General features: G+C 52.5%; 41 protein-coding genes. 39 read left to right on the forward strand and 2 right to left on the reverse strand.

The features are described from left to right. Positions 1–5: 5 nt before the first annotated feature. From MTP36_RS07870 to MTP36_RS07880, 3 genes are read left to right on the forward strand one after another with little or no spacing between them, the layout of a single operon-like run. The gene (locus MTP36_RS07870; protein ID WP_249254383.1) at positions 6–593 is read left to right on the forward strand and encodes a hypothetical protein; all 588 of its coding nucleotides are present in this window, start codon (positions 6–8) and stop codon (positions 591–593) included. A gap of 2 nt (positions 594–595) precedes the next feature. Further along, positions 596–823 carry a hypothetical protein gene (locus tag MTP36_RS07875; protein WP_249247171.1) on the forward strand — a complete coding sequence of 76 codons (228 nt, stop codon included), beginning with the start codon at positions 596–598 and terminating at the stop codon, positions 821–823. 3 nt (positions 824–826) lie between these two features. Next, positions 827–1,201 (forward strand): DUF3846 domain-containing protein, encoded by a 375-nt coding sequence (locus MTP36_RS07880; protein WP_249247173.1) that lies wholly within the window; start codon positions 827–829, stop codon positions 1,199–1,201. A 155-nt stretch (positions 1,202–1,356) separates the two neighbouring features. On the opposite strand, the gene MTP36_RS07885 is transcribed toward MTP36_RS07880, so the two are convergent. Then, entirely contained in the window at positions 1,357–1,608 is a 252-nt protein-coding gene (locus MTP36_RS07885) for a helix-turn-helix domain-containing protein (protein ID WP_249247175.1), read from the reverse strand. Between the two features lie 137 nt (positions 1,609–1,745). Between MTP36_RS07885 and MTP36_RS07890 the strand changes: the two genes are divergently transcribed. The 6 genes from MTP36_RS07890 to MTP36_RS07915 all read left to right on the forward strand — a co-directional run bounded on the left by MTP36_RS07890 (position 1,746) and on the right by MTP36_RS07915 (position 3,794). Then, positions 1,746–2,006 carry a hypothetical protein gene (locus MTP36_RS07890; protein WP_249247176.1) on the forward strand — a complete coding sequence of 87 codons (261 nt, stop codon included), beginning with the start codon at positions 1,746–1,748 and terminating at the stop codon, positions 2,004–2,006. Between the two features lie 170 nt (positions 2,007–2,176). Beyond that, entirely contained in the window at positions 2,177–2,497 is a 321-nt protein-coding gene (locus MTP36_RS07895; protein WP_249247178.1) for a hypothetical protein, read from the forward strand. A gap of 21 nt (positions 2,498–2,518) precedes the next feature. Further along, positions 2,519–2,908, forward strand: a complete 390-nt coding sequence (locus tag MTP36_RS07900; RefSeq protein WP_249247180.1) for a hypothetical protein — start codon at positions 2,519–2,521, stop codon at positions 2,906–2,908. A gap of 20 nt (positions 2,909–2,928) precedes the next feature. Further along, positions 2,929–3,153, forward strand: a complete 225-nt coding sequence (locus MTP36_RS07905) for a hypothetical protein (protein ID WP_112089992.1) — start codon at positions 2,929–2,931, stop codon at positions 3,151–3,153. Positions 3,154–3,258: 105 nt separating this feature from the next. After that, positions 3,259–3,591, forward strand: a complete 333-nt coding sequence (locus tag MTP36_RS07910) for a YodL domain-containing protein (RefSeq protein WP_215665330.1) — start codon at positions 3,259–3,261, stop codon at positions 3,589–3,591. Continuing rightward, on the forward strand, positions 3,591–3,794 hold the full coding sequence (locus tag MTP36_RS07915) for a hypothetical protein (protein WP_249247181.1): 204 nt from the start codon (positions 3,591–3,593) through the stop codon (positions 3,792–3,794). Before MTP36_RS07910 ends, MTP36_RS07915 begins: the two co-directional genes overlap by 1 nt. A 107-nt stretch (positions 3,795–3,901) precedes the next feature. Here MTP36_RS07915 and MTP36_RS07920 read toward each other — a convergent pair whose 3' ends face one another. Further along, a complete protein-coding gene (locus MTP36_RS07920) occupies positions 3,902–4,213 on the reverse strand; it encodes a helix-turn-helix domain-containing protein (protein WP_055188428.1) in 312 nt (103 codons plus the stop codon). Positions 4,214–4,412: 199 nt separating this feature from the next. Between MTP36_RS07920 and MTP36_RS07925 the strand changes: the two genes are divergently transcribed. From MTP36_RS07925 to MTP36_RS08070, 30 genes are all read left to right on the forward strand, one after another. Next, a complete protein-coding gene (locus tag MTP36_RS07925; RefSeq protein WP_147576303.1) occupies positions 4,413–4,817 on the forward strand; it encodes a helix-turn-helix domain-containing protein in 405 nt (134 codons plus the stop codon). Positions 4,818–4,859: 42 nt separating this feature from the next. Beyond that, complete coding sequence (locus tag MTP36_RS07930; protein WP_249247182.1) at positions 4,860–5,309, forward strand: helix-turn-helix domain-containing protein; 450 nt, start codon at positions 4,860–4,862, stop codon at positions 5,307–5,309. Beyond that, a complete protein-coding gene (locus MTP36_RS16000) occupies positions 5,306–5,626 on the forward strand; it encodes a hypothetical protein (protein WP_187115844.1) in 321 nt (106 codons plus the stop codon). Before MTP36_RS07930 ends, MTP36_RS16000 begins: the two co-directional genes overlap by 4 nt. Beyond that, positions 5,607–6,107: a transglycosylase SLT domain-containing protein gene (locus MTP36_RS07940; protein WP_249247185.1), complete on the forward strand. Its 501-nt coding sequence runs from the start codon at positions 5,607–5,609 to the stop codon at positions 6,105–6,107. The genes MTP36_RS16000 and MTP36_RS07940 overlap by 20 nt, the downstream gene beginning before the upstream one ends. Before the next feature lie 10 nt (positions 6,108–6,117). Further along, a complete protein-coding gene (locus MTP36_RS07945; RefSeq protein WP_249247186.1) occupies positions 6,118–6,408 on the forward strand; it encodes a hypothetical protein in 291 nt (96 codons plus the stop codon). Between the two features lie 234 nt (positions 6,409–6,642). Further along, on the forward strand, positions 6,643–6,897 hold the full coding sequence (locus tag MTP36_RS16065) for a DUF6011 domain-containing protein (RefSeq protein WP_442900173.1): 255 nt from the start codon (positions 6,643–6,645) through the stop codon (positions 6,895–6,897). Between the two features lie 174 nt (positions 6,898–7,071). Beyond that, positions 7,072–8,061 (forward strand): DUF1351 domain-containing protein, encoded by a 990-nt coding sequence (locus MTP36_RS07955; RefSeq protein ID WP_249247188.1) that lies wholly within the window; start codon positions 7,072–7,074, stop codon positions 8,059–8,061. Then, complete coding sequence (locus MTP36_RS07960) at positions 8,054–9,019, forward strand: recombinase RecT (RefSeq protein ID WP_249247191.1); 966 nt, start codon at positions 8,054–8,056, stop codon at positions 9,017–9,019. The genes MTP36_RS07955 and MTP36_RS07960 overlap by 8 nt, the downstream gene beginning before the upstream one ends. Then, a complete protein-coding gene (locus MTP36_RS07965; RefSeq protein ID WP_249247193.1) occupies positions 9,019–9,687 on the forward strand; it encodes an MBL fold metallo-hydrolase in 669 nt (222 codons plus the stop codon). Before MTP36_RS07960 ends, MTP36_RS07965 begins: the two co-directional genes overlap by 1 nt. Then, positions 9,665–10,327, forward strand: coding sequence for a putative HNHc nuclease (locus tag MTP36_RS07970; protein WP_249247195.1), 663 nt, complete (start codon positions 9,665–9,667; stop codon positions 10,325–10,327). Before MTP36_RS07965 ends, MTP36_RS07970 begins: the two co-directional genes overlap by 23 nt. Further along, the gene (locus tag MTP36_RS07975; RefSeq protein WP_249247197.1) at positions 10,314–11,048 is read left to right on the forward strand and encodes a DUF6291 domain-containing protein; all 735 of its coding nucleotides are present in this window, start codon (positions 10,314–10,316) and stop codon (positions 11,046–11,048) included. Before MTP36_RS07970 ends, MTP36_RS07975 begins: the two co-directional genes overlap by 14 nt. Positions 11,049–11,060: 12 nt before the next feature. Beyond that, complete coding sequence (locus tag MTP36_RS07980; RefSeq protein ID WP_249247199.1) at positions 11,061–12,005, forward strand: N-6 DNA methylase; 945 nt, start codon at positions 11,061–11,063, stop codon at positions 12,003–12,005. A gap of 12 nt (positions 12,006–12,017) precedes the next feature. Beyond that, complete coding sequence (locus MTP36_RS07985; protein WP_249247200.1) at positions 12,018–12,554, forward strand: Cas9 inhibitor AcrIIA9 family protein; 537 nt, start codon at positions 12,018–12,020, stop codon at positions 12,552–12,554. After that, positions 12,554–13,093 carry a DUF7666 domain-containing protein gene (locus MTP36_RS07990; protein WP_249247201.1) on the forward strand — a complete coding sequence of 180 codons (540 nt, stop codon included), beginning with the start codon at positions 12,554–12,556 and terminating at the stop codon, positions 13,091–13,093. The genes MTP36_RS07985 and MTP36_RS07990 overlap by 1 nt, the downstream gene beginning before the upstream one ends. Continuing rightward, positions 13,080–15,275 (forward strand): PcfJ domain-containing protein, encoded by a 2,196-nt coding sequence (locus MTP36_RS07995; protein WP_249247202.1) that lies wholly within the window; start codon positions 13,080–13,082, stop codon positions 15,273–15,275. The genes MTP36_RS07990 and MTP36_RS07995 overlap by 14 nt, the downstream gene beginning before the upstream one ends. Then, positions 15,268–15,459: a hypothetical protein gene (locus MTP36_RS08000; RefSeq protein WP_249247211.1), complete on the forward strand. Its 192-nt coding sequence runs from the start codon at positions 15,268–15,270 to the stop codon at positions 15,457–15,459. Before MTP36_RS07995 ends, MTP36_RS08000 begins: the two co-directional genes overlap by 8 nt. A 189-nt stretch (positions 15,460–15,648) precedes the next feature. After that, on the forward strand, positions 15,649–16,638 hold the full coding sequence (locus MTP36_RS08005; protein ID WP_249247220.1) for a DUF5131 family protein: 990 nt from the start codon (positions 15,649–15,651) through the stop codon (positions 16,636–16,638). Continuing rightward, positions 16,628–17,713: a DNA polymerase III subunit beta gene (locus MTP36_RS08010; protein ID WP_249247222.1), complete on the forward strand. Its 1,086-nt coding sequence runs from the start codon at positions 16,628–16,630 to the stop codon at positions 17,711–17,713. Before MTP36_RS08005 ends, MTP36_RS08010 begins: the two co-directional genes overlap by 11 nt. After that, positions 17,710–18,156, forward strand: a complete 447-nt coding sequence (locus MTP36_RS08015) for a YopX family protein (protein WP_249247240.1) — start codon at positions 17,710–17,712, stop codon at positions 18,154–18,156. The genes MTP36_RS08010 and MTP36_RS08015 overlap by 4 nt, the downstream gene beginning before the upstream one ends. Beyond that, entirely contained in the window at positions 18,153–18,707 is a 555-nt protein-coding gene (locus MTP36_RS08020; protein ID WP_249247250.1) for a DUF7694 domain-containing protein, read from the forward strand. The genes MTP36_RS08015 and MTP36_RS08020 overlap by 4 nt, the downstream gene beginning before the upstream one ends. Positions 18,708–18,713: 6 nt before the next feature. Continuing rightward, positions 18,714–18,860, forward strand: a complete 147-nt coding sequence (locus MTP36_RS08025) for a hypothetical protein (protein WP_022257359.1) — start codon at positions 18,714–18,716, stop codon at positions 18,858–18,860. Next, the gene (locus MTP36_RS08030; RefSeq protein ID WP_249247259.1) at positions 18,847–19,032 is read left to right on the forward strand and encodes a hypothetical protein; all 186 of its coding nucleotides are present in this window, start codon (positions 18,847–18,849) and stop codon (positions 19,030–19,032) included. The genes MTP36_RS08025 and MTP36_RS08030 overlap by 14 nt, the downstream gene beginning before the upstream one ends. Before the next feature lie 10 nt (positions 19,033–19,042). Beyond that, positions 19,043–19,276, forward strand: coding sequence for a hypothetical protein (locus MTP36_RS08035; protein WP_249247263.1), 234 nt, complete (start codon positions 19,043–19,045; stop codon positions 19,274–19,276). Then, positions 19,269–19,748 (forward strand): hypothetical protein, encoded by a 480-nt coding sequence (locus MTP36_RS08040; protein ID WP_249247270.1) that lies wholly within the window; start codon positions 19,269–19,271, stop codon positions 19,746–19,748. The genes MTP36_RS08035 and MTP36_RS08040 overlap by 8 nt, the downstream gene beginning before the upstream one ends. Further along, complete coding sequence (locus tag MTP36_RS08045; protein ID WP_249247273.1) at positions 19,735–20,262, forward strand: HNH endonuclease; 528 nt, start codon at positions 19,735–19,737, stop codon at positions 20,260–20,262. Before MTP36_RS08040 ends, MTP36_RS08045 begins: the two co-directional genes overlap by 14 nt. An 11-nt stretch (positions 20,263–20,273) precedes the next feature. After that, positions 20,274–20,945, forward strand: a complete 672-nt coding sequence (locus tag MTP36_RS08050; protein WP_249247275.1) for a hypothetical protein — start codon at positions 20,274–20,276, stop codon at positions 20,943–20,945. Further along, positions 20,938–21,540, forward strand: coding sequence for a hypothetical protein (locus tag MTP36_RS08055; protein ID WP_249247277.1), 603 nt, complete (start codon positions 20,938–20,940; stop codon positions 21,538–21,540). Before MTP36_RS08050 ends, MTP36_RS08055 begins: the two co-directional genes overlap by 8 nt. Beyond that, the gene (locus tag MTP36_RS08060) at positions 21,537–21,839 is read left to right on the forward strand and encodes a hypothetical protein (RefSeq protein WP_249247279.1); all 303 of its coding nucleotides are present in this window, start codon (positions 21,537–21,539) and stop codon (positions 21,837–21,839) included. The genes MTP36_RS08055 and MTP36_RS08060 overlap by 4 nt, the downstream gene beginning before the upstream one ends. Before the next feature lie 185 nt (positions 21,840–22,024). Next, positions 22,025–22,273 carry a hypothetical protein gene (locus tag MTP36_RS08065; protein WP_249247281.1) on the forward strand — a complete coding sequence of 83 codons (249 nt, stop codon included), beginning with the start codon at positions 22,025–22,027 and terminating at the stop codon, positions 22,271–22,273. Beyond that, the gene (locus tag MTP36_RS08070) at positions 22,270–22,476 is read left to right on the forward strand and encodes a hypothetical protein (protein ID WP_249247290.1); all 207 of its coding nucleotides are present in this window, start codon (positions 22,270–22,272) and stop codon (positions 22,474–22,476) included. The genes MTP36_RS08065 and MTP36_RS08070 overlap by 4 nt, the downstream gene beginning before the upstream one ends. The last annotated feature ends 63 nt before the right edge of the window (positions 22,477–22,539 follow it).

A 22,539-nucleotide genomic window follows, 5' to 3' on the forward strand; every position in this document is an offset into this window, starting at 1 on the left:
TGGCCATGAAGTATTCAGACATCAACAAGATGTTCACGACAGAGGTGAACAAGTATTTGGAGCAGGGGTATCGCTTCAACACCGCAAGCATGAATGGGAGTCAAGGTGAACTGGCCAAGGTCGATTTGACCAACGGAACTGAAATCATCCGCATTGTGGCCCGCACTTTTTCCAAGGAGTGGGATAAGCAGGGCGTCGAGCTGTTCGTTGGCCGCGTGGCCGAGAAAGAGGGCATTCGGCCAGATGTGGCCTATTGCGTCAACACGATTTGGAACGGACGCTTGGAACAAGTCAGCAGCCAGCGGTTCTACGAGGTGAGCGGCTACGGAGATTCCGACAAGTTCTATGGGACGGAAGCGGACGCCGAAGCGGTCAGCAAAGTCCGTATGAGCCGCTATGCGCAGAGGCCGAGCCGCAAGGCTGAGGACATGACCAACGCTGAAACCATCAAAATTGCGGTGCGGTTCATTCGCCGGAAGCTTGGCATCAAGAATGTGGACAAGAAGCGCATTGAAGTGTTCCGCACGCCTGACCATCGGCACATCATCAATTATCGCGGCAAAGCATATCAGCTAAACAACAAGGAGGTTTGACTATGTATTGCAACAAGTTTTTCAGAACCGAAGAGGAGGCCAAGGCTTTCAAGAAGTCTCACGGCGGGGCGCTGTACAAGAACATCAAGGGGAGTCACACTCGGCAATCGTACCGGGTAGAAGCGATGATGGCCGTGCAGGGCGGCTGGCTCCGCAGCGCAGAGGTAGATTCGTACCCGTTCTGTGTTGCATGGAATGGTGAGCCGCTGTCGGCCGGAAAGGAGATTTGAACCATGAAAGCGCTGAAGATTGAGCCGGGAAAGGCCCCGGAACGCATTGATATTCACAACGAGCTTGCAACCCTGCAAGACGCCGTGGGCGGCTACATTCAGGTGGTCTACCCGGACCCGCACCGCCCGGTGGGTTTGGTCTGCAACGAAGAGGGCAAGTACATGGGCCTCAAACCGAACCGGGCCCTGTACAGGGACGGCAAGCCTTACGACATCATTGTTGGCACGTTCTTCGTGGTGGGAGTCGATGAAGAGGACTTCACGGATCTGCGAGAAGAAGATGCAGCATATTTTGAGAAGCTGTTCCATTCGCCGGAGAAGTTTAAGTACTTCGCAGGGCGGCTGGTCATCTCCAAGGTGGTTTCTGGCGGGGCTTAATGGCCCCGCTTTTTTCGAGAAGCATGCGAAAACAAGCAAAACAACCAAATGCTTGATTTGATAAGCAAAACAAACAAAACAAGCTGTTAATGTAAATGTTAATGTTAATGATTATGTATGAAGACTATCGTCTTCATCACGCGCGGGCGCGCGCGTTATATAGCCGACGACGACGAATCCAACTGATGAAGAACGGGGTCGTCCGTGCGGCCAAGCAGGTAGTCAACAGAGCAGGAGAGCGCATCGGCAATCTGGGCAAATGCAAGGTATGAGATTTCTTGCCCCTTAGCCATATGAGACACCGTGTTGATGCCCATATCTAAGCCGGACAGCAGATCACCGAGCTTTATTCCTTGCTGGCGACTGCGCTCTTTGATGCGTTTTGCAATTTTTTGCGCATCGTACACAAAAACACCTCCTTAAACTGTGCAAAGTAACAAATTCACCGGAAAAAGTGATTTGCGTCTTGAAAATCACCGGATAGAGTGATTATAATATATCTAACAAATGATTCAAACATCTGTTAGATAGAAAGGACAACGCTATGAGACTTCTTGTTGAGTACACCTCGCATGGCCGCGGCCCGGCAGCGCCGCAGACCTACACCACCACGCTGGACATTGTGGACGATGTGGCGGAGCGGCTGTTAAAAGCCAAGACGCCGTACACGTTCCGGGAGCGGAAGCGCTGCACACGGGAAGCTCTGATTCTTGCGTTCCTGATTTACGACATCGAGAACCTGCAGGAACGGAGCTTCGGAGACAACGACCAGATTTTGAGCATCCGGCGGGATAGCAGGAGCTGAGGGAGGACCACATGGTGAAGTTTGTAGCGCCCATGGCTACATGGGAAATCGTGGGCGGCGACCTGCCACCTGTCCGAGTTCGAGCCCGGACGTTCGATGAAGCACTTGCAAAGGCAAGGCTTCGTGATTCCGGCTATTGTGCCGGATGGGTCGTTGAGGAGGTCTGAACCATGGAAATCAAAAACGTGCACTGCGAGAAGCAAGCGCTGGAACTCTTCAGGATGATGCCGGACAACAAGAAGTCGTCTCTCCACAATGCGTTGAGCAGAAACCTTGAGTTTACAACTTCTTGGGGACTGGAACTTGGCGAACTCCGTGCTTATGAGAACGGTGTTTACATCACTCTCCAAGGTACCCGCTGCAGCTTTTCCGTGTATGCAGAGTTGGTGAACGGAAAGCCTGTTTTCAAGCGCAAGCCCCCTGAAAGCAAGCTCAGCCTGAAATTCAGAAGCGGCCTGCTGTTCGATGCTGGAGACTTCAACGAATTCTAAACAATATTGGAGGACAAGACAATGTTTAAGATCACCGACGCCGAGAAGCTGAGAGACGCTTACACCCTGCTGGCATTCATCCGGGACGACGCCACCGCCGAACAGAAGTCCGGCATGGCCGCATTTATAGCCAACATCAAGAAGGAGATCCGGGCCTACAACAACCGCCCCGTTTCCAATGTGCGCATTATCAGTGCCGACTATGACGGCCGTCTGGAGCTTGTTCAGCTGCCCGATAAGCTGGACGAGGCGCACGAGATGGACGCTACCAACTGGTTTCTTAACCATCATTATTTGAAGAGTTACAACAGCCCCTATGACTGCACAGGGCAGGAGTTCACGAATTGGTTCTATCTGTTCCGGCGGCGCGGTCACTGGTTCGCATATCATTCGGTCAGCTTTGACGTTTAATCAAATTGGAGGTCTGAACGATGAAAAAGATTGCAAACAAGTCCATTCCACTTTTTCAGCTGGAAGAGAGCCATTTGGAGAGCAAGTACCGCAGCGAGGGCTTCACGTATATGATCGTCAACGGCTATGAAGTCCGCTGGCCGAGGTGGGAGAACTTCGTGGCTGCGCTTGAAGATCGTACAGCGGAGTTCTTTCTCCCCGGTGGGACATGGGAGACACTGGGCGATGAAAGACCAGACTACTAAGACCCCGCCTGATGATGGCCGCCGGTATCGGCCGAAACCATTTTCGTGGCATCACGAAGATGGTCGCGGGAACCAACACCGCAAACCAAGGAAAGGAAGATTCACATGAAGTATGAGATCTACCAGCTGAAAGAGGACACCATGGAGCAGGTAAAACTGCGATTCATGGCGTCCGATCAGGCCGCAGCGCTGGGCGGCATCCATCGGGAGAACTACCGTCTGGTGTACGAGGGTAATGTGGAAACCCGAAAGGATGCACAGCAGACGCTTGATGGCCTGTTCCGCAGATTCAACATAGACAGGCCCACAGGCTTCGAGGGCCACAGCTTGAGCGTGTCGGACATCATTTACCTCGCCGATGGGGAATCCTCCGGCTGGTGGTTCTGCGATGCTTACGGTTGGAAGCTGCTGAGCGGAGAAGAATGGGGGCAGACCTGATGCGCCACTACACAAAAGCGGAGTGGGGCAAGATCCCGGAGGCCTACAAGGGCCGCTGGGAGCCGACGCCGTTCAACCTTGAGCGGGTGAAGAGCGGGGAGCTTCCGGCAGAGTACATCGGCAAACGGAACACCATCGTCAATGACGAGCATCACGGCACGGTGCTTATCACCGAGGGCGCGCACTTCGTAATCGACGAATGAACACAATCGCTCAAAGAGGCAATTTAAGCCGCTTTTTGTATCAAACGGCAAATTCCTTGCGGAAGAATCAAAAACGCAAAATAGAGCCATCTGAGCGGCTCTGAGAACTATTTCCGCTGACTCAGAATGAATTGGAGATAATCTGTAACCTTTTGGCGTTCATCATCTGTCAGATTCATCCGCTGTACGGCGGGGTCAACGGTGCGCCCCATGAGGAAGTCCATAGAGCAGTCAAGATAGTCGGCAATACGCGCCAGACTGTCGGCGGAGATTTTTTTACCAAGTCGAAGATTGGAAAGCGTCCCCTTGCTCAAGTCGAGTTCGGCGAACATATCTTTCAGCTGGACATTGCGCGCCTTTGCCTGAATTTTGATATTTTCTGCAAGGGCAATAGAATCATACAAATTTTGGGTCGGCATTTTGTGTATCCTCACAAAATCTATCCACGGGCGTATTTCATCTTGAAATACGCCTAAAGAAAGATTATAATACACTTGTACAAAACAAATGTCAGATTGAAAGGGTCAGCGCTTTCCATTCAGCGCGTTCCCCGAAGCCCCTCTGCAAAGGGGCTTCAACGTACCACGCAGTACAAACCATGCAAGTTGATTCCTCCTAATGACAGGCATCGCTGCAAAGCGCAGCGCCGATACTGCAAATCGGCGGTGCGCAGGTAAAGCGATTACTCCCCAAGAGCTTCTGCTTAACAGCTTAAAGGCGGGGGAACGCGTTGAATGGTGGGTACTGGCCCTTTTAGTCTATCAAAAATCAAACAAGTGTTCAATACATTTGTTAGATAAATCTTTGTCGGGAAGGAGAAAAAACATGAAGAAAGTTCCGCTGCCAGAGTGGTGCGTGTCAGTCAAAAAAGCGATGGTTGAGCGCGACGATATGAGCGTCACCGAGTTGGCAAAAGAAATCGGGTACTCCCGCGCACACGTCAGCCAGGTCATCAATGGTACGATGGTGCCGTCTGCGAACATCAAGTCCGCGATTGAGTCCTGCCTGAACCTGCGGGCGTGATTTCTTACATCATAAGTTTACCAGAAAGGAGAGTTGTGCGAAATGGCGGTTGATTGCCAGAATATCTACAAAAACGCGCGGAAATCTGCTGGTTTTACGCAGGAGAAGGCCGCACAGCTTTTGAGCGTGTCGGTCGATTCCCTGCGGGATTACGAGCAGAGCCAGCGCCCGGTGCCCAGCGATGTGGCGAGTGCCATGTGCGATGTGTACCAAGCCCCGTATCTTGCGGTTCAGCACTTGCGCCTGTCCTCAGAGCTGGGCAAGCGGGTGGTGCCGGAGATTGAACTGAAAGATCTGCCGGAAGCTGTTATCGGCGTTTTGGCGGCGGTTCAAAAATTTATTATAAAGCGCGATGCGATGATAGAGATCGTTGCAGACGGGAAAATCGAAGAAGACGAACAGGCTGAATGGAATGAGATCATGGATCGAATGAACAACCTGTTCGTGGCGATGGCCAATATGCGTTTTTCGAAAGGAGGGCGTCGGACGTGAAAGAATCGTACTTTATCGGCGTGAGCGAAGTGCAGGAAATTGTCGGATGCAGCAAATCCAGAGCCTATCAGTTTATCCAGCAGATGAACAAAGAGCTGGAAGCAAAGGGTCTGCTTACGTTTCCGGGCAGAGTGCCCCGGCGGTATGTGTTCGAGCGGTTCGGCATTACGGAGGTTCAGGATGATGCGAAAGGCAATAATCCCGCTGGTGGCAACAGCGGCGGCGCAACTACTGGTAATCGGAAGCATCGCCGCGGCGTTCGCTTTCCAACCGAAAGAAACGCAGCTCCCGATAGCGATGATTCCTGTGCAAGCTGACATCGAGCAGGGTGAGTGCATCCGGCGAGACCCGGCTCCCTATGAGCCGATTACATACCATGTGCCGCTGGATGCGGATTTACAGCAGTATACAGCCGAGATGTGTGACTTGTACGAAGTTCCGCTGGAGCTGGCCTACGCCGTCATGCAGGTCGAGAGCGGCTATACGGTGAGCGCTACCAGCTCAACCGGGGATTATGGTCTGATGCAGATCAACAGCATCAATGCCGGATGGCTCAAAGATGAGCTGGGAGTCACGGATCTGCTGGATGCCGGACAGAACATCAAGGCTGGGTGCTATATGCTCGGAAGTTATCTTGCCCTGTACGATGGAGACATCAATCGAACTATGATGGCGTACAACCTTGGGAAGAGCGGGGCAGAAAAGGCTTGGAATGCAGGAACTCGCAGCACGGCCTACACCGACAAGGTGTGGAGCGCAATGGTTGGCCTTTTGGAGGAAGAAAGGGATGTTTCGTAAGGTGATGCAAATGATTCAGGATTACGCGGAGAAGAAGCTGCTGGATGAAGTCTTTGCTACATACCTCGATGTGCAGGATGCCGCAGCTGAGATGGCGCAGGTGCTCCCGTGTCCCCGGTGCGGGAAGCTGACCATGAAGATGCGCTTGCACAGCAACGCTCTTTCCCGTCAGGTTCCGGGCATCACGATTTGTGACCAGTGCGGAACCGAAGAAGCGCTGGATGCAATGGCGGGGAAGCCAAAGGATGCCCATGAATGGGCGCTGGTCAAAACCTACATGAAAGGAGCAAACCTCAAATGAAGCGCAGGGAAAAGAAGCTGAGCGTGATGGATTGGGTACTCGTAGGACTGCTGGACACGCTGGCCGGGGTCGTAGCCGGAGGGTTGATGGCAATATGGCAGTTGCCGAGCGCCTACCGCTGGCGTGGCTACTGGGCAATCGGCGGCGAATGGCTGCTTGTCATCATTGCAATCATCATGGCGGTGCGGCTGACGCACGCATTCCAGATGTTCATGATTTTCGGAGGAAAGAAGCATGGTAAGATGCGCTCGGTGTCACAGGGTCATTACAGATCCGGCGGCAATCGAAGCGGGGTACGGCGCAAAGTGTTACGCCAAGGAGTTCGGCAAGAAGCTGAAATCGCCCGCAAGACCTCGCAAGGGAAAGAACGCTACACAGCCTAAGAGCACCGCTGAGCGCCAAATCATCGGCCAACTCACGGTATATGACATACTCGCCGCACACGAAAAAAGCACCGACCAGAACGGCCGGTGCGCTACAAATGGATAGAGACCCGCACATTCCGTTAGCGCTTGATGCAGGAACATCAAGCCGGAAAATACAGGTCTCCACCACACACAACCATATTGTAGCATATTCGGTTGGATTTTTCAACAGGTACGAAGCGGCGAGAAAGGACTATCCTTTCTGCCGTTTTTCTATGCAAAAATTAGGAGGTACAACATGGAAAAAGAACTTACTGCCGCCGTAACCACGCAGGAGCCGATGTTAGCCGACAGTCTGATTGTGGTGCAGCAGCTTCCCGTCATCAAGGAACAGCTGCACAGCATCAAGGCTCAGGCACAGGCGTCTGTGGCGGAAGCGCTGGCGCTGGTTTGCACGGAAGAAACGCTCAAGGTCGTCAAGGAGCAGCGGGCGAAGCTGAATCGTGACCGCAAGGATTTGGATGACCGCCGCGCAGTCGTTAAGAAGCAGATCATGAAGCCTTTTGAGGACTTCGATAAAGTTTACAAGGAGTGCGTCACCGATGTCTATGGCCCTGCGGATGAAGCGCTGAAAGGCAAAATCACGGATGTGGAAGCCGGCTTGAAAGCTGACAAGGAGAAGAAAGTGGTTGCTTACTTCGACGAGCTGGTCAAGGCAAACGGGGTCGAGTGGGTCAGCTATGAGGACATCGGTATTGCTGTTACCGTGACGGCGAGCCTGAAATCCTTGAAGAGCAAGGTCAAGGAATACGTTGACCGCGTGGTGGCTGATGTGAACTGCATCAATGGCATGGAGAATGCCCCGGAAGTTATGGCCGAGTACAAGCAGTGCCGCAATCTGGCCGTTGCGATTAACAGCGTGAGCCAGCGCAAAGACCGTGTGGCCCGCGAGGAAGCTGAACGGAAACAACGCCTTGAAGCCCAGCTTCGCGCGCAGGAAGCAGAGTCGGCGGTGCTGGATGCGGTGGAAGAAGAACTGGCAGCGCCGCAGGTCATGGGTACCGAGCCTCCGGTTATGGATGAGCAGGAGACCGAAGAAACCCAGCAGGAGAGCAAAGAACAGATCATGACGGCCAAATTTGCTTTCATGGGCCGCACGTTCCAGTGCCACGGTACATTGACCCAGCTCCGGGAGCTGAAGTCTTTCGTAAATGAAAAAATCGACGAAATCCAGAAGCATATGGATTCCGTCGGCATTGAGAACGAGGAGGTAAGCGATAATGGCTAAAGCTATGCAGCCGCAGAAATTGTACTTCTCTCAGGCAATGCAGACCGAGAAATACAAAAACCTCATAAATAATACCCTAGGCGACCCGGTACGCGCGGCACGATTCGCTGCAAATATCACTTCTGCTGTGGCAGTTAACCCTACCTTGCAGGAGTGCGATGCGGGTACTATTTTGGCGGGTGCCCTTTTGGGCGAAAGCCTGCTCTTGCAGCCCTCCCCGCAGTTGGGCCAGTTCTACTTGGTGCCGTTCAAATCCAAAGCAAAACGTGACCGGCAGGGTAATGTGATTGAGCCGGCGTGTCTCAAGGCGCAATTCGTTTTGGGTTACAAGGGATACATCCAGTTGGCTCTGAGAACGGGCCAGTACAAGCGCCTGAATGTCCTGGAAATCAAATCCGGGGAACTGGGCAGTTGGGATCCCTTTGAAGAGCGTTTCCATGAAATGCACTTCATCGAAGATTTTGAAAAGCGTGCAGCAATGCCGACTGTGGGCTATATTGCCCACTTTGAGTATATCAATGGCTTCGAGAAAACTCTGTACTGGACGGCAGACCAGATGATGTCTCATGCGGACAAGTACTCCCCGGCATTCAGCGCCGCCGCATATAAGAAGCTGCTGAATGGTGAAATCCCGCAGGAAGATATGTGGAAATATTCCAGCTTTTGGTACCGGGATTTTGACAGTATGGCAAAAAAGACTATGCTGCGCCAGCTGATTTCCAAATGGGGAATCATGACTGTTGAAATGACTACCGCTTATGAACGAGATGGTCGAGTGATGGTTCCCAACAGTGCGGATGACGGACTTCTGCCGGAGACGCCGGATTTCGCAGATGCCGGACAGAATGGACTCGGCGAGCAGAATCCGCCCAAAATCGAGCGGACGGCCAAGACTATGGATTTACCGGAGCCGGAAGCAGATGAAGTAAAAGCGGCTGTTGACTTGGCGGCACTCTGATGGTCAAGTACAACATTATCAGCACCGGAAGCGACGGAAACGCCACGATTTTGGAAGAGTTTGTTCTGATAGACTGCGGCGTTCCATATAAGGCGCTGGAGCCGTATGTGCCGAAGCTGAAGTTGGTCCTACTCACCCATATCCACAGCGACCACTTCCAAAAGCGCACCATCAAGCGGCTTGCCAGTGAGCGGCCGACACTCCGCTTCGGGTGTTGCCGCTGGCTGGCGCCGCCGCTCATAGCTGCAGGGGTGCCGGAGCGTCAGATTGATGTGCTGGAACCTCGGACCATGTATGGATACGGCCTATGCAATGTGATTCCGTTCATGCTGGTGCATAACGTGCCGAACTGCGGGTACAAGGTACATTTTCCATCTGGCAAGGTGATCTATGCCACCGACACCAACAATTTGAACGGTGTGCAAGCGCTCGGATATGACCTCTATTTGATAGAAGCCAATTATCGAGACGAGGACATTCAGGCCAAAATCGCAGAGAAAAAGGCTGCTGGACAGTATGCCTATGAGACGCAGGTGCTCAAGAATCACCTGTCGGAAGCAAAGTGCAATGATTTCTTGGCGAGAAATATGCAGGCGAACAGCGTGTATATTCCTATGCACGTTCATGTTGACAAGGAGAAAACGGATGGTCGTAACGGCGAAAATTGAAAAGCTGGAAGATGGAAAGCTCGTCCTGAAGCCCGATACGGACATCAGCCGCTTTGTGGAGCAGAAACGCCCCCGGCGGGTGGAAGTTCGGCTGGATGATGGACGCACGATTTCCGTTGACCAGCGCCGAAAGATTTTTGCCATCATCCGTGACATTTCTTTGTGGTCCGGCCATGAGCCGGAAGAACTTCGGCAGTATTTGGAATGGGATTTCTGCTCCCGCGCTATGCGGGAGTGGTTCTCCCTCTCAGACTGCGACATGACGACAGCACGAGAATTCATTACTTACCTGATTTCGTTTTGTTTCCACTGGGGCGTTCCGACCAAGGATAGTCTGCTGACGCAGACGGACGACATTGGAAAGTACCTGTACCTGTGCCTTGAAAATCGCCGCTGCGCAATTTGCAACCGTCCGGCGGAGGTGCATCACGTTGACCGTATCGGCATGGGTATGGACAGAGAAAAGGTCGTCCACGTTGGCCTGAACGCAATCGCACTTTGCCGAGCGCACCACGAGGAAGCGCACCGCCGGGAGAAGGCATTGTTCGCTGAGTACCACATCTATGGAATCAAGCTGGACAAGCACCTGTGCAAAATTCTGAATTTACGAAGCGGAGAGCAGTCAAGTGAAAAACGATAAAAAGAGCGTTCTGCTTTATACAGAATGGGCAGAACCGCTGAGGAGCTTACCGCTTGAAGAAAAAGGGCGGATATTCGACGCGATTCTTTCCTATACCGAAAATGGCAGGATGCCAAAATTTGAGAATCCGGCGACGGATATGGCTTTTCGGTGGATTCAGCAAAAATTGGATGAGAACATCCAGAAGTGGGAAGAGACAAGGGCTAAACGCGCTGCGGCAGGGAAAAGCGGCGGAGCGCCAAAAGGAAACTCAAATGCCAGAAAGCAGGAACAATCAAAACAACCAAATGATAGTTTTGATTGTTCGGATACTCAGGAGGACGAACAGCAGGAGACATCAACCGGCCCGCCCGACGGAAAGCCGGAATCCTACTGGGTCTGGGCTGGATGCGATAAGATGCTCACGCCTTATATGGCCTCAGAATTCCGGGGTCTGCGGGAAGCTGGTGTAGAGGATGCCTTAGTGGTGGCCGCGCTGAAAGAAGCGATGCGCCATCAAGCAAAGTATCCTTGGGTCTATGCCAAGCGTCTGCTTGACCAAGCAGCAGCACAAAAAATCACAACGCTGGAAGCGTGGGAAAAAGTACATATCACATACAAAGGAAACCGGGTTGACCGGGAGACGCCGAGTGGAAATAACTTCCTTGGCCTTGATAACAGCTTGAATCTCCTGAAAAGGAGACCTCTCAAAAAGCGGGTGGAGGAAGTTCCGCCGGACTAAGGAGGTTTTCTAATGGGAAGCGATATTCGCCATGTCCGCGGCGAGGCCCAGAAAGAGCTTGTGAAGAAGTTTGAAGTATTTACAAGCAAGGGGCGATCAAGGTGGCAGGTTTGGAGCGATTGGATTACGATAAGCGCCATTGCCGTGTCCAACGCGACGGACAAGAGCCACTTCGATGAGCGGGAGCAGCAGTACATGACTATTGTGAAAAAGTACACGAAGCAGGAAGTGGACGCATTCGCGGATATGTTCTCGATTCTGGTTATGGCGTTGGAGGACAACTCGGAACAGGATTTCCTTGGCGAGCTGTATATGTGCTTGGGGCTTGGAAGTGACCACGCGGGCCAGTTCTTCACGCCTTACCACCTTTGCGAGTTTATGTCTGCGGTGACGACCCCGGCAGAAGAATTTCAGCAGAAAATCGGAGACAGGGGATGGGTCGCGGTCTGTGACCCGACCTGCGGCGCGGGGGCCTTGCTGGTGGCGTTTGCAAACGAATGCAGGAAAAAAGGCATCAATTATCAGACGGATGTGCTGTTTGTGGCGCAGGACATTGACTACATCGTGGGTATGATGTGCTATCTGCAAATGAGTCTGCTTGGAATGCCGGGATATGTCGTCATCGGTGATACGCTTGCAAGCCCGTCTACGTCTTATGACAAAAGAGGGCTGCTTCCGGTTGACAACGGGAGCGTCTGGTACACGCCGCTGCTCAGGATCCCGGTTTGGCAGTATCGAATCTTTATGGCGCAGATGGAGCTGGTCACCCAGCCGATAAAGGAAGAATATGCTGCGGATGCGCCAAAATCCGAACCACAGAAAGCCCTTGAAGCCACAAAAAAGAGTAAGCAACCAAAAGATACGGAAAAGCCAAAAGCCGCTAAAACGCCGCCCAAAGAGCCGGAGCAGGAACCGATGTTCTCTGAGGGTAAGGGCGGGCAGTTGAGCTTTTTCTGATAGGAGGACAATATGGATTCCACCACACACACCACAACCACAGTAGAGTTCGTCGATTGGCGGGCCAAGGCAAAAGAGAAGCTGGAGGCAGAGGACAAGCTGTTCAAAGGCGGGCGCGCCGCCGCGAGCGTTCAGAGCTATGTGCTGCGGGCACTGCTGAACTTTGCAGATCAGGAGCCGCGCTTCGCTGAGGTCGTTTGTAACACGGAGCGCACGTTCTCTGAATGCTGCGCGGCAGTCGTGCACAATGCGGGAGAGGTTCTGTCTGACCTTGAAGCGTATCGCAAGGCCGTGCAGTTCTACTTCCCCAATGCTGAAATCTCGTTTTCGATAAACATCAATCTTACCGGAACGCCGCCGACGGAAGAAGAGATGCGGGCGCCGGCAACCATTAAACCGGAGAACGCCACCCCGAATATTCCGAAACCGCAGGAGCCGGAAAAGGAGAAGCCTGACCAGAAGAAGCCGAAACCGGAGAAAAAGCCTGCAAAAAAGAAAGAGAAGCAGAGCGAGGATTCGATGCAGCTTTCCTTGGAGGGATGGTTCTGATGGTTTTAGGATTCAAAGGTTTCAAGCCGGGCCTGATTGCTACGCTCGGCAATGGCAGCTATCAGTACCGGCCGGGCGAGGCGAGCAAGACGAAAAAAGCGAAATGCGCAAACGCAGGCTTCCATTACTGTCTGGATCCGCTTGACTGCCTGAACTGGTACGCATGGGATGGCAAAAATGAATTTTGGGCCATTGCAGCCGGCGGTGACATTGACGAGGACGATTACAGGACACGAAGCAGTTGTACCGAAATTGTCCCGCTGCGCAGGCTGAAAGAGGATGAATTTCTCTTTATGCACGCAAGGTATGCGTCTGAGCACCCGGCAGAGAAATTTGAGGACTGCTTCAAGAAACCGTTCCATATTGCGTATGGAAAGGGCAAGAAGCTGGCCGGAGAACTGGGAGAATGGCTCTGCTTCATCATCCAAGATCATCAGGAGCCCATCTGTATTGCACAGCTGATTGACGGCGTAAAGATTTTGCCGGGGAAGAACTACACGGCGGAGAGCTTGGAGGCGGCATGCAATGAAAAAGGCTGAAGAATTGAAACTTTATGCGCCGGAACCGAAACGGCCGGAGCTGGATGCGGCGCTGTCTATGTCAGTTGCCGAGGGGCAGGGCGTGGGCCGCTATATCAAGGGAAATGTGCTGACGGTGGCCGTCTGGGACAAAAAGGAAAAGCCGCTGGTCGTGTGGCGCTTTTTCAAAGATTACTGGACGGGAGAGCTTCGCGGGAATAAGAATCCGACCAAAGGCGAGCTTTCGCCGCTTCAAATCGAGGTCAAACCCTGCCAGTGCTTGACTTGGATAACCGAAGTGTCGGCAACAAAGGAAGAATCGGAGCTCCTGCAGAACTATTTTGATGACCGCAGACCGGGCTATCTGATTGGCATTGTGGAAGATGCGCTGTCTGCTCATACGCGGAAGAAGCGCGAAGAGCGCAACGCACGGCAGGAGGCTGAGACACAGAAGCTCTTTGAGAATCTGCCGGAGCCGCCGGAAGATCTCGGAAGACAGGTTTTGAAAGTATGCAGTGATGCGGGCTTTCTCTGGGTCACCAATGATAAGCAGAGTGTAGTTGATCCCGGCGGAGTTGAGAATAAAATCCCGATTCAGCGGGCGAGATGCGATAGCTGCGGTGGTGAATACACGCTGTCGGAACCGCTCAAGCATAAGAGTACAGTGGTGTGCGAGTGCTGCGGGGAGAAAATGCAGGTTCGCAATACCCGCTATTCGGTCAAAAGACTGTGGGCCGCAAGGACATTCCTTTGGAGCAAACCGCAGGGAGATGGGGTCTGGATTCGCCGTTATCTGGTGTATTTCGATTTCAGCAATCATCGGGCAGAACTGGAATTTCATGGCCGGGGGATATGGTGGACGGACGGAAAGACCATCAAGCAGTGGAAACGCAGCTGGAGTGAAAAAGAGGAATATATTATGTGCCAGCGCCCGAATCTATCCGCAATGCTAACGGCCCCCTCTGGCCCGTATCAGCCGTACACGTTGGCATCCCATACTGACCAATTTGAAAGTGATGTTCGGAAAGTGCTGAAATCTGAATGGATGTACCAGTACGATAACCATCTCAACTTTCCGTGGGAAGTTCGTCAGTGGGAAATCGTGAATCGGTATCCGATGGCCGAAAGCCTTGTAAAAACGGGCTGGGCTGATGCACTGTGCTCTCAGGTATACGACGAATATGAACACAGCACCCGCATCAATCTTCGAGCAAAGACCTATTACGATGTGTTTGGCTTAAATCGTCAGGAGCTGGCCGTGGTCGCACGAAGCAAAAAGTCGTTCCGCGAGGTGGATGATGCGCTGAAGTGGAAAGAAGCCGGCCTTGCAATCAATGACAAGAACATGAAGATGACGGCTAACATCCGAAATCTCTCAGGAATGGCCAAGACATTGCGGGAAAGTGGAATGACACGGAGCTTGAAATATCTCCGCCAGCAGACAAGGCGAGTCACCGGAAGCTACAACGGCCAGATTGCTCTTCAAGTTGCATCGGACTGGTTGGACTACCTCGATATGGCCGGACAGATGAAAATGAACTTGAATCTCGAAAAGGTTCGTTTCCCGCTGGATCTCAAGCGCCGCCATGATGATTTGGTTCTGGAGCGAAACAAGCAATGCCGAAAGGACGCCTTGAGAGGTGCCGCAAGCAGCATCAAAAAGGAAGCCAAGGAGCTGGAGAATCAGTTCCATATCGAGAACATCTATAAGAAAATCCGTAAAATCTACGAGTACGATGGAGCGGAATACATCATTCGGGTGCCGGATGGGGCAAAAGCCATTTTGGAAGAAAGCAGGTTTCTTGACCACTGCATCCAGCGCGGAACTAGGTACTTTGAGCGTATTGCCAAACGTGAGAGCTACATCTTCTTCATGCGGCGCAAGGCTGACCCGAATACCCCGTGGTATACCTTGGAGGTGGAGCCGGGCGGCACTGTCCGCCAAAAGCGCAGCTATAACAACGACCAGTACGCCGATTTGGAGGATGCGAAACCGTTTATTGCGGAATGGCAACAGGTCGTGCAGGGCCGCATGACAACGGCGGAAATTGATTTTGCACGGCAGTCCAAGGAAATCCGCGCACAGGAGTTTGCGGAACTCAAGGAGAACGGAAACATTATCCGCACGGGTACGAATGCTGGCAAGCTGCTGGTTGACGAACTGATGCACGACTTGATGGAGGTGGAAAAGCGTGTTGGCTAAAATTGAACTTTCTCTCGCGCCCGCCAAAGCAAAGGGCCTTTCGGAAGATGAACGTCTGGATTTGGGGCGGCTGCTCCTGAAAGCGGGATACCGAGTTGATATTGTACGCCGCCGCCCGAATACCAATCCGGGCACCCAGTACGAATATTTCATGGTTTTGGACAAAGGAGAGAATAATGCCTGACACCCGGAAGAATCACAACCCCAGCGGCGCGCCGGATCCTACACGGGTTCGGGCAGAGAGCAACATCCAGAGGGAAGAAGCTCGTGCGAGTGAGCTTGTCCACGTCCTGCGTTATGTGGCAGGTGCCGCCGGGTTTGAAATTGTGGAGCGAATTGTTCTCGTGGATAACCAGACGGGGAGGATTTATCGGTGAACAGAACAAAGAATGAGTTGGCCGATTATGCTTGGAATCCCGTGACGGGCTGTTTGAAGGACTGCCGGTATTGCTACGCAAGGAAAAGCACGTTGAGGTTTGCAAGCGATTGGCGACAAAATCTGGCGGAAAGGCCGAAGGTTCAGCAGGTCGGAGCGAACCTCTTTGAGCTGGACGCTCCATGGGAAACCACGAATAATCGCTTTCTGAACAACCCAACCGGATTTATGCCCACGATACATAAGTATCGCATGGATTGGCCACAAAAGGTCAAGGTGGGCTCAACCATCATGGTATGCACGGACGGTGACTTGTTTGGTCCGTGGGTGCCGGAAGATTGGATCATTCAGGTATTCGCTGCGGCCGAAATGGCACCCCAGCACCAGTACATTTTCTTGACGCAGTATCCGGTGAGATATCAGAACCTTGCAAACCATGGGGTACTTCCACAGAAAAACAATTTCTGGTACGGCTCTACCGCAACGATTCTGTCAGACAGCGTGTGGGCAAACGAAAAGTATAATACGTTCGTAGCCATAGAGCCGCTTCTCGGACCGTTTGAAGGCGATGCAACAAAAACGTTCCGAAAGCTGAAATGGGCAGTTATTGGAGCGGAAACAGGCCAAAATGCCAAAAAGGTTATTCCAAAGGCTGGATGGATACAGGACATTCTGACATCGGCAGATGCAGCTGGTACGCCGGTGTTTATGCGGAGCAACATGGAAAGCATAGTGGGCGCTGAGAATATGCGCCGGGAAAAGCCTGCGGCATTTTTACAGAAAATCCCGACAGTGGAACAGAAAAAGCGGCTGTGGGAACATTGTACCGTTTGCGGCAAGTACCGGCCTATGAAGGAAATGTACGCCCTGCTCCTGCGCAGAAAGCGTGGCGATAACCCGGAGCGGGTGGCTTATATGTGCCCTGAATGCTATGGAAAATTCAGCATGAAGCACTTTGAGAAAGGAGAAAAGGAAGATGAAGTTTGAGCGAAGCGAACTTGGAGCGCTGTTTTCCAAGTTGCGTACGGCGGTGCCGGAGGTTCGGGCGGTGGGCACCGATGATGCAGGAATCCTGTTGAGCGGCTCCAATGCATACGCCACCAATCTGGAACTGAGCGTCCGTGCTGGTCTGTCCAAGCCGGTTGAGCAGGATGTGGTGGTTCCACCGCGCGGTGTTGATTTTATCAGCGGCACGGTAGCACCGGAAATCAGCATCGAGGCCGATAAAGGAATCCTTACCGTGAAATCCGGCACGGCCAGGGCACGCCTGAACACAACGCCGGCAGAGAACTACCCGGAGTTTTCTGGCCCGGGCAATGATGCAAAGCGGTGTATCGTGGGGGCCAACGATTTAAGCTGGGCAATCTCCAAAGTCCTCTATGCGGTGTCGAAGGACGAAAAACACCCTGCGCACCGTGGCCTGTGCTTCTCTCGGAAAGGCGAGGATGTGCTGGAAATCTGTGCGCTGGATGGATACCGGATGGCGATTGCCAGAATCAATTGCACAGCTGATGGTGATTTTCGCTTTACGCTTCCTGCGGCCACGGCAAAGGCAGTTGATACGCTTTCTATGGATGGTAGCGTGGAAATTGTGCGTGACCGGAAAAAGGCTGTTTTCAGTGACAGCAATTTCGAGGTGAAGTCCCGCCTGATTGCGGAACCGTTCCTGGACTATGGTAAGGTTGTGGCCCAGAGAAATGAAGGAACCCGAATTGCGCTTGACAGAAAAGAACTGCTGGGCGTTCTGGGTCGTGTCAAGCTGGCCCGGTCTGCAGACGCAAAGGAAAAGAGCGTTCTGGTAATGGACCTGGAACCCGGCGGCACTGGCAGAGCATCAATGCGCAGCACGATCGCGCAAATGAATGAGGAGTTTTCCTTTAACGGAAAGTTGGAAGACCCCTTGCGAATCGGCTTCAACCTTGAATTTCTGAGCGAGGCTTTGAAGTCGATGGAAGAGGACGAAGTCAGCGCATGGGTAGTTGGGCCGCTGTCCCCTGTAAAGCTGATTGAACCGCAGTATGAAGCGCTGGTGCTTCCCGTTAAGGTAAGGGGTGAAGCATGATGCAGGATAGAACTTTTCGCGGGCAGTCTGCAGATGGCGTTTGGCATGAAGGATTCCTGATTCGCTCCCCAGGTGTGAAAAACAGTCGCCCGGGCGAGGGCTGGTACATCAACTCCGAGCAAGAGCCGGCATACGCCCATCTGGTCAAGCCTTTTACAATCGGCATGAGCACTGGCGTAAAGGACATGGAAGGAACGATGGTCTTTGAGGGCGACATCATCAAAACCACCGGCTCCAACGAGCGGATTTTCTCTGTGGAGTTTGGTGAGTACATTGCCTATGGCGTGGGCCATATCGGGTTCTACGCAAAGATTGCCGGCAAGAACTCACGCGACTACAACCCGTGCTGTCTTCGGGCGTTGCTCTACATTGGAAAAGTGGTTGGAAACATGAGCGACACGCCATACCTGATGAAAGAAGCTGGAGAGGAGCAGAAAAAATGAAATGGACTGAAACAATTACCCCGAAACAGGCAGCTGAAGAGCTGGGAGTACCTTATCACGGCTGGATGAGGGAGATGGATCGGGCGTGGATCAGCGAAGACCAGAAGTACAGCGTGATGTCTCGTTTGCTCCGCACGGAATGGGGCAAGGTCGAACACGTCACGATTACGGCGGCAGAGGGCGTTGGCCGGAGTGACGGCAGCGGGGATATCCCGTGGGCCGTCAAGATGGAAATTAAAAACGACCTGTTCGGCGAGAAGCGAGTTGCCGTCGAAGTGTTCCCAACGCAGGACCGGCTGGTGGACGTCTGCGACTGCTATCACCTCTGGGTGTTTGAGAAAGGTTTCCAGCTTCCGTTCGGCATCCACCCGCGCGATAAGAAAACGGTGACGGTCAATCGCGGCAGTACCAGAGTTCGGGCCATTGACGGCGCAGGACGCGAACACAGCATCAAAGAGCTGCTGGAAGAGAATGGTGCGGCGGACGTTCCTAAACAGGCATATGCACAGGCTATGGCCGGGTATATGATGAAAAATCTTCTGGGAGGGTGATGCAAAATGTGGCTTTGGATTGTGCTGGTGGTTCTGGCGGTGATGGCTGCACTTCTGATTTATGCGGCGTGCTGCGTGGATGGTGATATAGACCGCCAGAGCGAAGCGCACCCGCCGAAACCAGAGAAAGGACGAGACGATGGCAAAGTATGAGATGCTTATCACTGCATCCGGGAAACGTGGCTCTGCACTCCTGCCGTGCGTTGTTGTCGATGAAAAGGGCATTAAGCGTGCTGCTGTACGAGCTAAGGCGATGGCCAGAGCTTGCTACCCGGAGTATGAAAAATTCAATGTGGTGAAGATGAAGGTGATTTCAGATGAATGAAAAGGGATTGATGGAACAGTCGAACGCAGCGATTAAAGCGGCGCTGGAACTGTACGCGGCTGACCATGGGAAGTTGAACGATGGTGACAGCTTTACGACAAAGCTCAATAACTGTGTGCTCACCATTTCGCTGAAAGATGGGAGCTTGGACGTACAGTTTGACCCGGACGCAGACGTCGCGGTGGACACCCCGTACACACTGGACATGAAGCTCGACATTTATGAGGAGAAAGACAATGGATGAGTACATCAACCGTGAGGACGTATTGAAATGCCTGGAGTATAACACGATTCAGAAGCCGAGTGCGAATGATGTTGTTTCTGCGACTCTCCGGGTAGCGCGGGAAAAGGTCGAGAAACTTCCTGTTGCACAGGAAGGAGCGCTACTTTCTTTCTGGCGCGATCCCGACAAAGACCCGCCGAAGGTAGAAACAGAAGTGCTAATTCTGTACTGCAACGAAATTGACGGGTACGGAATAACGACGGCGCATTATGAGGATGGAAACGTTTTTTTGCAAGATAGCGAATGGAATTGGGAGAATCTTCCCGATTGGGGGACATACGACGAGGAACAGGACGACTATCGAATCCCGAAAGGCTGGTGGGAATACCGCCACTTTAACCCGGATGAGGTTTACAACAATCGGGTTGATCGGCCTGTTGTTGGTTGGATGCCTTTGCCACCGAAGGAGATGACACAGAATGGCAATCAATAAGAAAACCCGTGAGGCGGTATACCGGAAGTACGGAGGTCGCTGCGCATATTGCGGCAGGGCGATTGCCTACAAAGATATGCAAGTAGATCACTTCCGACCGTTGCGGGTGTGGGATGAAGTAGATGGCGCGGCAGATGATATTTCAAACCTTATGCCCGCCTGCCGGATGTGCAACCACTATAAGCGCGCAAACTCCCTGGAAGTATTTCGCCGGTATATTGCCGAGATCCCCCGTAAGCTGCGTGATAACTATATTTATAAAATTGGCGTAGCTTACAGGAATATTATTGAAAACGAAAAGCCGATTAAGTTTTTCTTCGAAACTGAGGAGGCGAAGACCAACCCTGAATATGCTATTACGAGCCCGGAGGACATGGCCCATTATTTGATGGATTTTTGCCATTGCCACTTGGCAACCGGAAATGGTTGCCCGGGCTGCCCGTTTGATAAACCGACCAGCGACAACGGGGATGGAGAGTGCCGTTTATATGTCCCCGACGACTGGGATTTTTGAGGAGGTATAGAATGGATAAGCAAAAGATTAAGAGTGTTCCGAGGCTGACGACCGACAACCCGGTGGACAATTTTCAGACTGCCCTCAACTTTACTGACGTCAGCGAGGACGGATGGGTATGGCTGCGGCAACCTGAAATGGCACTGACCGAGTATGCGCGGCAGCTCGTCAAGGGGCATGGCAGCAGCATCGATCTGGGCTGCAACGATATGGAGCTCTCCGAAAGTCTGACCGATCACCTCTTCGACGACCCGAAGCAGAGCATTGACGGACTGATCGCAGAGCACTACACGATTTTGTGGGCCTACGCGACCCTGCGGGAAAAGCTCAAATGGTACGAGGATGCAGGAATCCCGGTCATTCCTAATTACGGTCTGAGTACCATCCGGCGGGCGATCAATCGGTACGGCACCGCCCCTCAGCTCCAGATGGCGATCAAGGAAATGTCAGAGCTCACGAAGGCGATCTGCAATCTCCAGCGGGCCGTAACCTTCAACTACCGCAACGGTGCGAAGATCAAGGTCGCCCACGAGAGCGTCAGGGAAGAAATCGCGGATGTTTACATCATGCTGGCGCAGCTCGTTGAGATCGTCGGCAAGCCTGAAGAGGTACAGCAGATCGTGCTCGAAAAGCTCGAACAGCTCAAAGGCGACCTGGACGGCGGGGAGGTGCAAAGTGAGTAAAGCTGTTTTACTGAGCATCCAGCCAAACTGGTGCAAGATGATCTGGGCAGGAATGAAGGAAGTCGAGGTGCGCAAGACTCGCCCGACACTGGAAACACCGTTCAAGGCGTACATCTACTGCACCGGTCACGATGGCTGGGTTATGAAGTCGCCCAAGGCTGGCGTGCAGAAAATGGACAGCAGAGTGATCGGCGAGTTCACCTGCGACAAAATCGACAAGCTCGTCCACGTCGGAACGATGATGGACATAAACATTTTGACATCGGACGGGTGGTATAAACCGGCAGATGCACTGCTTCAAGCCGCCTGCCTGACCGAAGAAACCGTTAAAAAATATCTGCAAGGTCGTAATGGCTACGGCTGGCACATCTCTGACCTGAAGATTTATGACAAGCCCAGAGACCTTGATGAATTTTCAAGATTTGGTTTTTTGGGAATGGGCAGATCAAATTGTGTTTGCGGAAATTGGCGTTGTGAAAACTATGAACCGTCTTATCACTACATGATTCCACCGACTTGCAAAATCGACGGATGTTCCATTTGCCGCCCGCCTCAAAGCTGGTGCTATGTGGAGGATGCAGAATGTACGTCATGAATAAAAAATGGGACTCCATCACGAACATTGCCCAGTGCACCAGCGTGTATGTGAGTCCTGAGCATGAAATAAAGGCGGTACCCACTGGAGGCGGAAATGTCTATCGTCTGGGGCAGTATGAAACAGCGGAAATCGCCCGCGCTGTCCTGAATGACCTGTATATGCACATTCCGACTGGCTGCATCTACCAGATGCCGAATGACCAACGAGCACGGGTGCTGGTCCGCGGCATGAGCGATGAACGGCCTGAAAAGTTTGCTGGGAACGGCAAGAAGCCGGTGCGTAGGGGAGGATCCTGATGGCAAAGAAACATCATTGGGGTCGAAAAGACAGGCCGCAGAGGGTATGTAATCCTGATTACTTGCCCCAATTGTATGTACGTCGGAGAGGGTGACAGCTGGTGCGACAAAATCGGAAAAATCGTTCTTTCTGACTGGGAGCCTACAGAGTATTACATGGGGTGCTGCAAGAAAGGAAAAGAAAAGTGACCGCATTAGAGATTTTCAAAACTATTTTGAAGTGGCTTCAGATTATGGCAGTGAGCTATGCAACTGGGGTGCTCATTGCGTCTGAAATTCCTAAAAGAAAAGCACCACTATGTGACAAGTGTGCCCATCTGCGCTTTAAAAGGGCAAAAAACGATGTGTGCTGCAGATATGTCTGCAATTTTTGGGATCTGCCACCCTTTGACGATCCCCCAGAGTTTTGCAATAGATTTGAGGAGAAAAAATGAAAGCATACGTTGAACCTAGAAGCCGGGAATGCCCGTTCTGTGGTGCACCGACCTATGAAGTCGTGAGCGTCACGGGCATGAAATGCGTTCGGTGCACCAATAAGAAAAACTGCGGTGCAATCGTCAGTTTCAACAACAAGGACTGTGATGAACGCGGTGTTTCGCCGGCGGTGTACTTCAATCGGCGGGCAGGAAAGGAGTGAATAAGGGTGCCGTGCTATGAGGTCGCAATCGAAGCAAGAAAAAATGATACGGCAGAAAAATGT

Source organism: Faecalibacterium sp. I4-1-79 (assembly GCF_023347235.1).
Lineage (GTDB): Bacteria > Bacillota > Clostridia > Oscillospirales > Ruminococcaceae > Faecalibacterium > Faecalibacterium tardum.

Excerpts from the sequence above, each read along its gene's own strand:
- MTP36_RS07870 (WP_249254383.1), top strand. The coding sequence starts at position 6 with ATGAAGTATTCAGACATCAACAAGATGTTCACGACAGAGGTGAACAAG.
- MTP36_RS07875 (WP_249247171.1), top strand. The coding sequence starts at position 596 with ATGTATTGCAACAAGTTTTTCAGAACCGAAGAGGAGGCCAAGGCTTTC.
- MTP36_RS07880 (WP_249247173.1), top strand. The coding sequence starts at position 827 with ATGAAAGCGCTGAAGATTGAGCCGGGAAAGGCCCCGGAACGCATTGAT.
- MTP36_RS07890 (WP_249247176.1), top strand. The coding sequence starts at position 1,746 with ATGAGACTTCTTGTTGAGTACACCTCGCATGGCCGCGGCCCGGCAGCG.
- MTP36_RS07895 (WP_249247178.1), top strand. The coding sequence starts at position 2,177 with ATGGAAATCAAAAACGTGCACTGCGAGAAGCAAGCGCTGGAACTCTTC.
- MTP36_RS07900 (WP_249247180.1), top strand. The coding sequence starts at position 2,519 with ATGTTTAAGATCACCGACGCCGAGAAGCTGAGAGACGCTTACACCCTG.
- MTP36_RS07905 (WP_112089992.1), top strand. The coding sequence starts at position 2,929 with ATGAAAAAGATTGCAAACAAGTCCATTCCACTTTTTCAGCTGGAAGAG.
- MTP36_RS07910 (WP_215665330.1), top strand. The coding sequence starts at position 3,259 with ATGAAGTATGAGATCTACCAGCTGAAAGAGGACACCATGGAGCAGGTA.
- MTP36_RS07915 (WP_249247181.1), top strand. The coding sequence starts at position 3,591 with ATGCGCCACTACACAAAAGCGGAGTGGGGCAAGATCCCGGAGGCCTAC.
- MTP36_RS07920 (WP_055188428.1), bottom strand. The coding sequence starts at position 4,213 with ATGCCGACCCAAAATTTGTATGATTCTATTGCCCTTGCAGAAAATATC.
- MTP36_RS07925 (WP_147576303.1), top strand. The coding sequence starts at position 4,413 with ATGACAGGCATCGCTGCAAAGCGCAGCGCCGATACTGCAAATCGGCGG.
- MTP36_RS07930 (WP_249247182.1), top strand. The coding sequence starts at position 4,860 with ATGGCGGTTGATTGCCAGAATATCTACAAAAACGCGCGGAAATCTGCT.
- MTP36_RS07940 (WP_249247185.1), top strand. The coding sequence starts at position 5,607 with ATGATTCCTGTGCAAGCTGACATCGAGCAGGGTGAGTGCATCCGGCGA.
- MTP36_RS07945 (WP_249247186.1), top strand. The coding sequence starts at position 6,118 with ATGATTCAGGATTACGCGGAGAAGAAGCTGCTGGATGAAGTCTTTGCT.
- MTP36_RS16065 (WP_442900173.1), top strand. The coding sequence starts at position 6,643 with ATGGTAAGATGCGCTCGGTGTCACAGGGTCATTACAGATCCGGCGGCA.
- MTP36_RS07955 (WP_249247188.1), top strand. The coding sequence starts at position 7,072 with ATGGAAAAAGAACTTACTGCCGCCGTAACCACGCAGGAGCCGATGTTA.
- MTP36_RS07960 (WP_249247191.1), top strand. The coding sequence starts at position 8,054 with ATGGCTAAAGCTATGCAGCCGCAGAAATTGTACTTCTCTCAGGCAATG.
- MTP36_RS07965 (WP_249247193.1), top strand. The coding sequence starts at position 9,019 with ATGGTCAAGTACAACATTATCAGCACCGGAAGCGACGGAAACGCCACG.
- MTP36_RS07970 (WP_249247195.1), top strand. The coding sequence starts at position 9,665 with ATGGTCGTAACGGCGAAAATTGAAAAGCTGGAAGATGGAAAGCTCGTC.
- MTP36_RS07980 (WP_249247199.1), top strand. The coding sequence starts at position 11,061 with ATGGGAAGCGATATTCGCCATGTCCGCGGCGAGGCCCAGAAAGAGCTT.
- MTP36_RS07985 (WP_249247200.1), top strand. The coding sequence starts at position 12,018 with ATGGATTCCACCACACACACCACAACCACAGTAGAGTTCGTCGATTGG.
- MTP36_RS07990 (WP_249247201.1), top strand. The coding sequence starts at position 12,554 with ATGGTTTTAGGATTCAAAGGTTTCAAGCCGGGCCTGATTGCTACGCTC.
- MTP36_RS07995 (WP_249247202.1), top strand. The coding sequence starts at position 13,080 with ATGAAAAAGGCTGAAGAATTGAAACTTTATGCGCCGGAACCGAAACGG.
- MTP36_RS08010 (WP_249247222.1), top strand. The coding sequence starts at position 16,628 with ATGAAGTTTGAGCGAAGCGAACTTGGAGCGCTGTTTTCCAAGTTGCGT.
- MTP36_RS08015 (WP_249247240.1), top strand. The coding sequence starts at position 17,710 with ATGATGCAGGATAGAACTTTTCGCGGGCAGTCTGCAGATGGCGTTTGG.
- MTP36_RS08020 (WP_249247250.1), top strand. The coding sequence starts at position 18,153 with ATGAAATGGACTGAAACAATTACCCCGAAACAGGCAGCTGAAGAGCTG.
- MTP36_RS08025 (WP_022257359.1), top strand. The coding sequence starts at position 18,714 with ATGTGGCTTTGGATTGTGCTGGTGGTTCTGGCGGTGATGGCTGCACTT.
- MTP36_RS08030 (WP_249247259.1), top strand. The coding sequence starts at position 18,847 with ATGGCAAAGTATGAGATGCTTATCACTGCATCCGGGAAACGTGGCTCT.
- MTP36_RS08035 (WP_249247263.1), top strand. The coding sequence starts at position 19,043 with ATGGAACAGTCGAACGCAGCGATTAAAGCGGCGCTGGAACTGTACGCG.
- MTP36_RS08040 (WP_249247270.1), top strand. The coding sequence starts at position 19,269 with ATGGATGAGTACATCAACCGTGAGGACGTATTGAAATGCCTGGAGTAT.
- MTP36_RS08045 (WP_249247273.1), top strand. The coding sequence starts at position 19,735 with ATGGCAATCAATAAGAAAACCCGTGAGGCGGTATACCGGAAGTACGGA.
- MTP36_RS08050 (WP_249247275.1), top strand. The coding sequence starts at position 20,274 with ATGGATAAGCAAAAGATTAAGAGTGTTCCGAGGCTGACGACCGACAAC.
- MTP36_RS08060 (WP_249247279.1), top strand. The coding sequence starts at position 21,537 with ATGAATAAAAAATGGGACTCCATCACGAACATTGCCCAGTGCACCAGC.
- MTP36_RS08070 (WP_249247290.1), top strand. The coding sequence starts at position 22,270 with ATGAAAGCATACGTTGAACCTAGAAGCCGGGAATGCCCGTTCTGTGGT.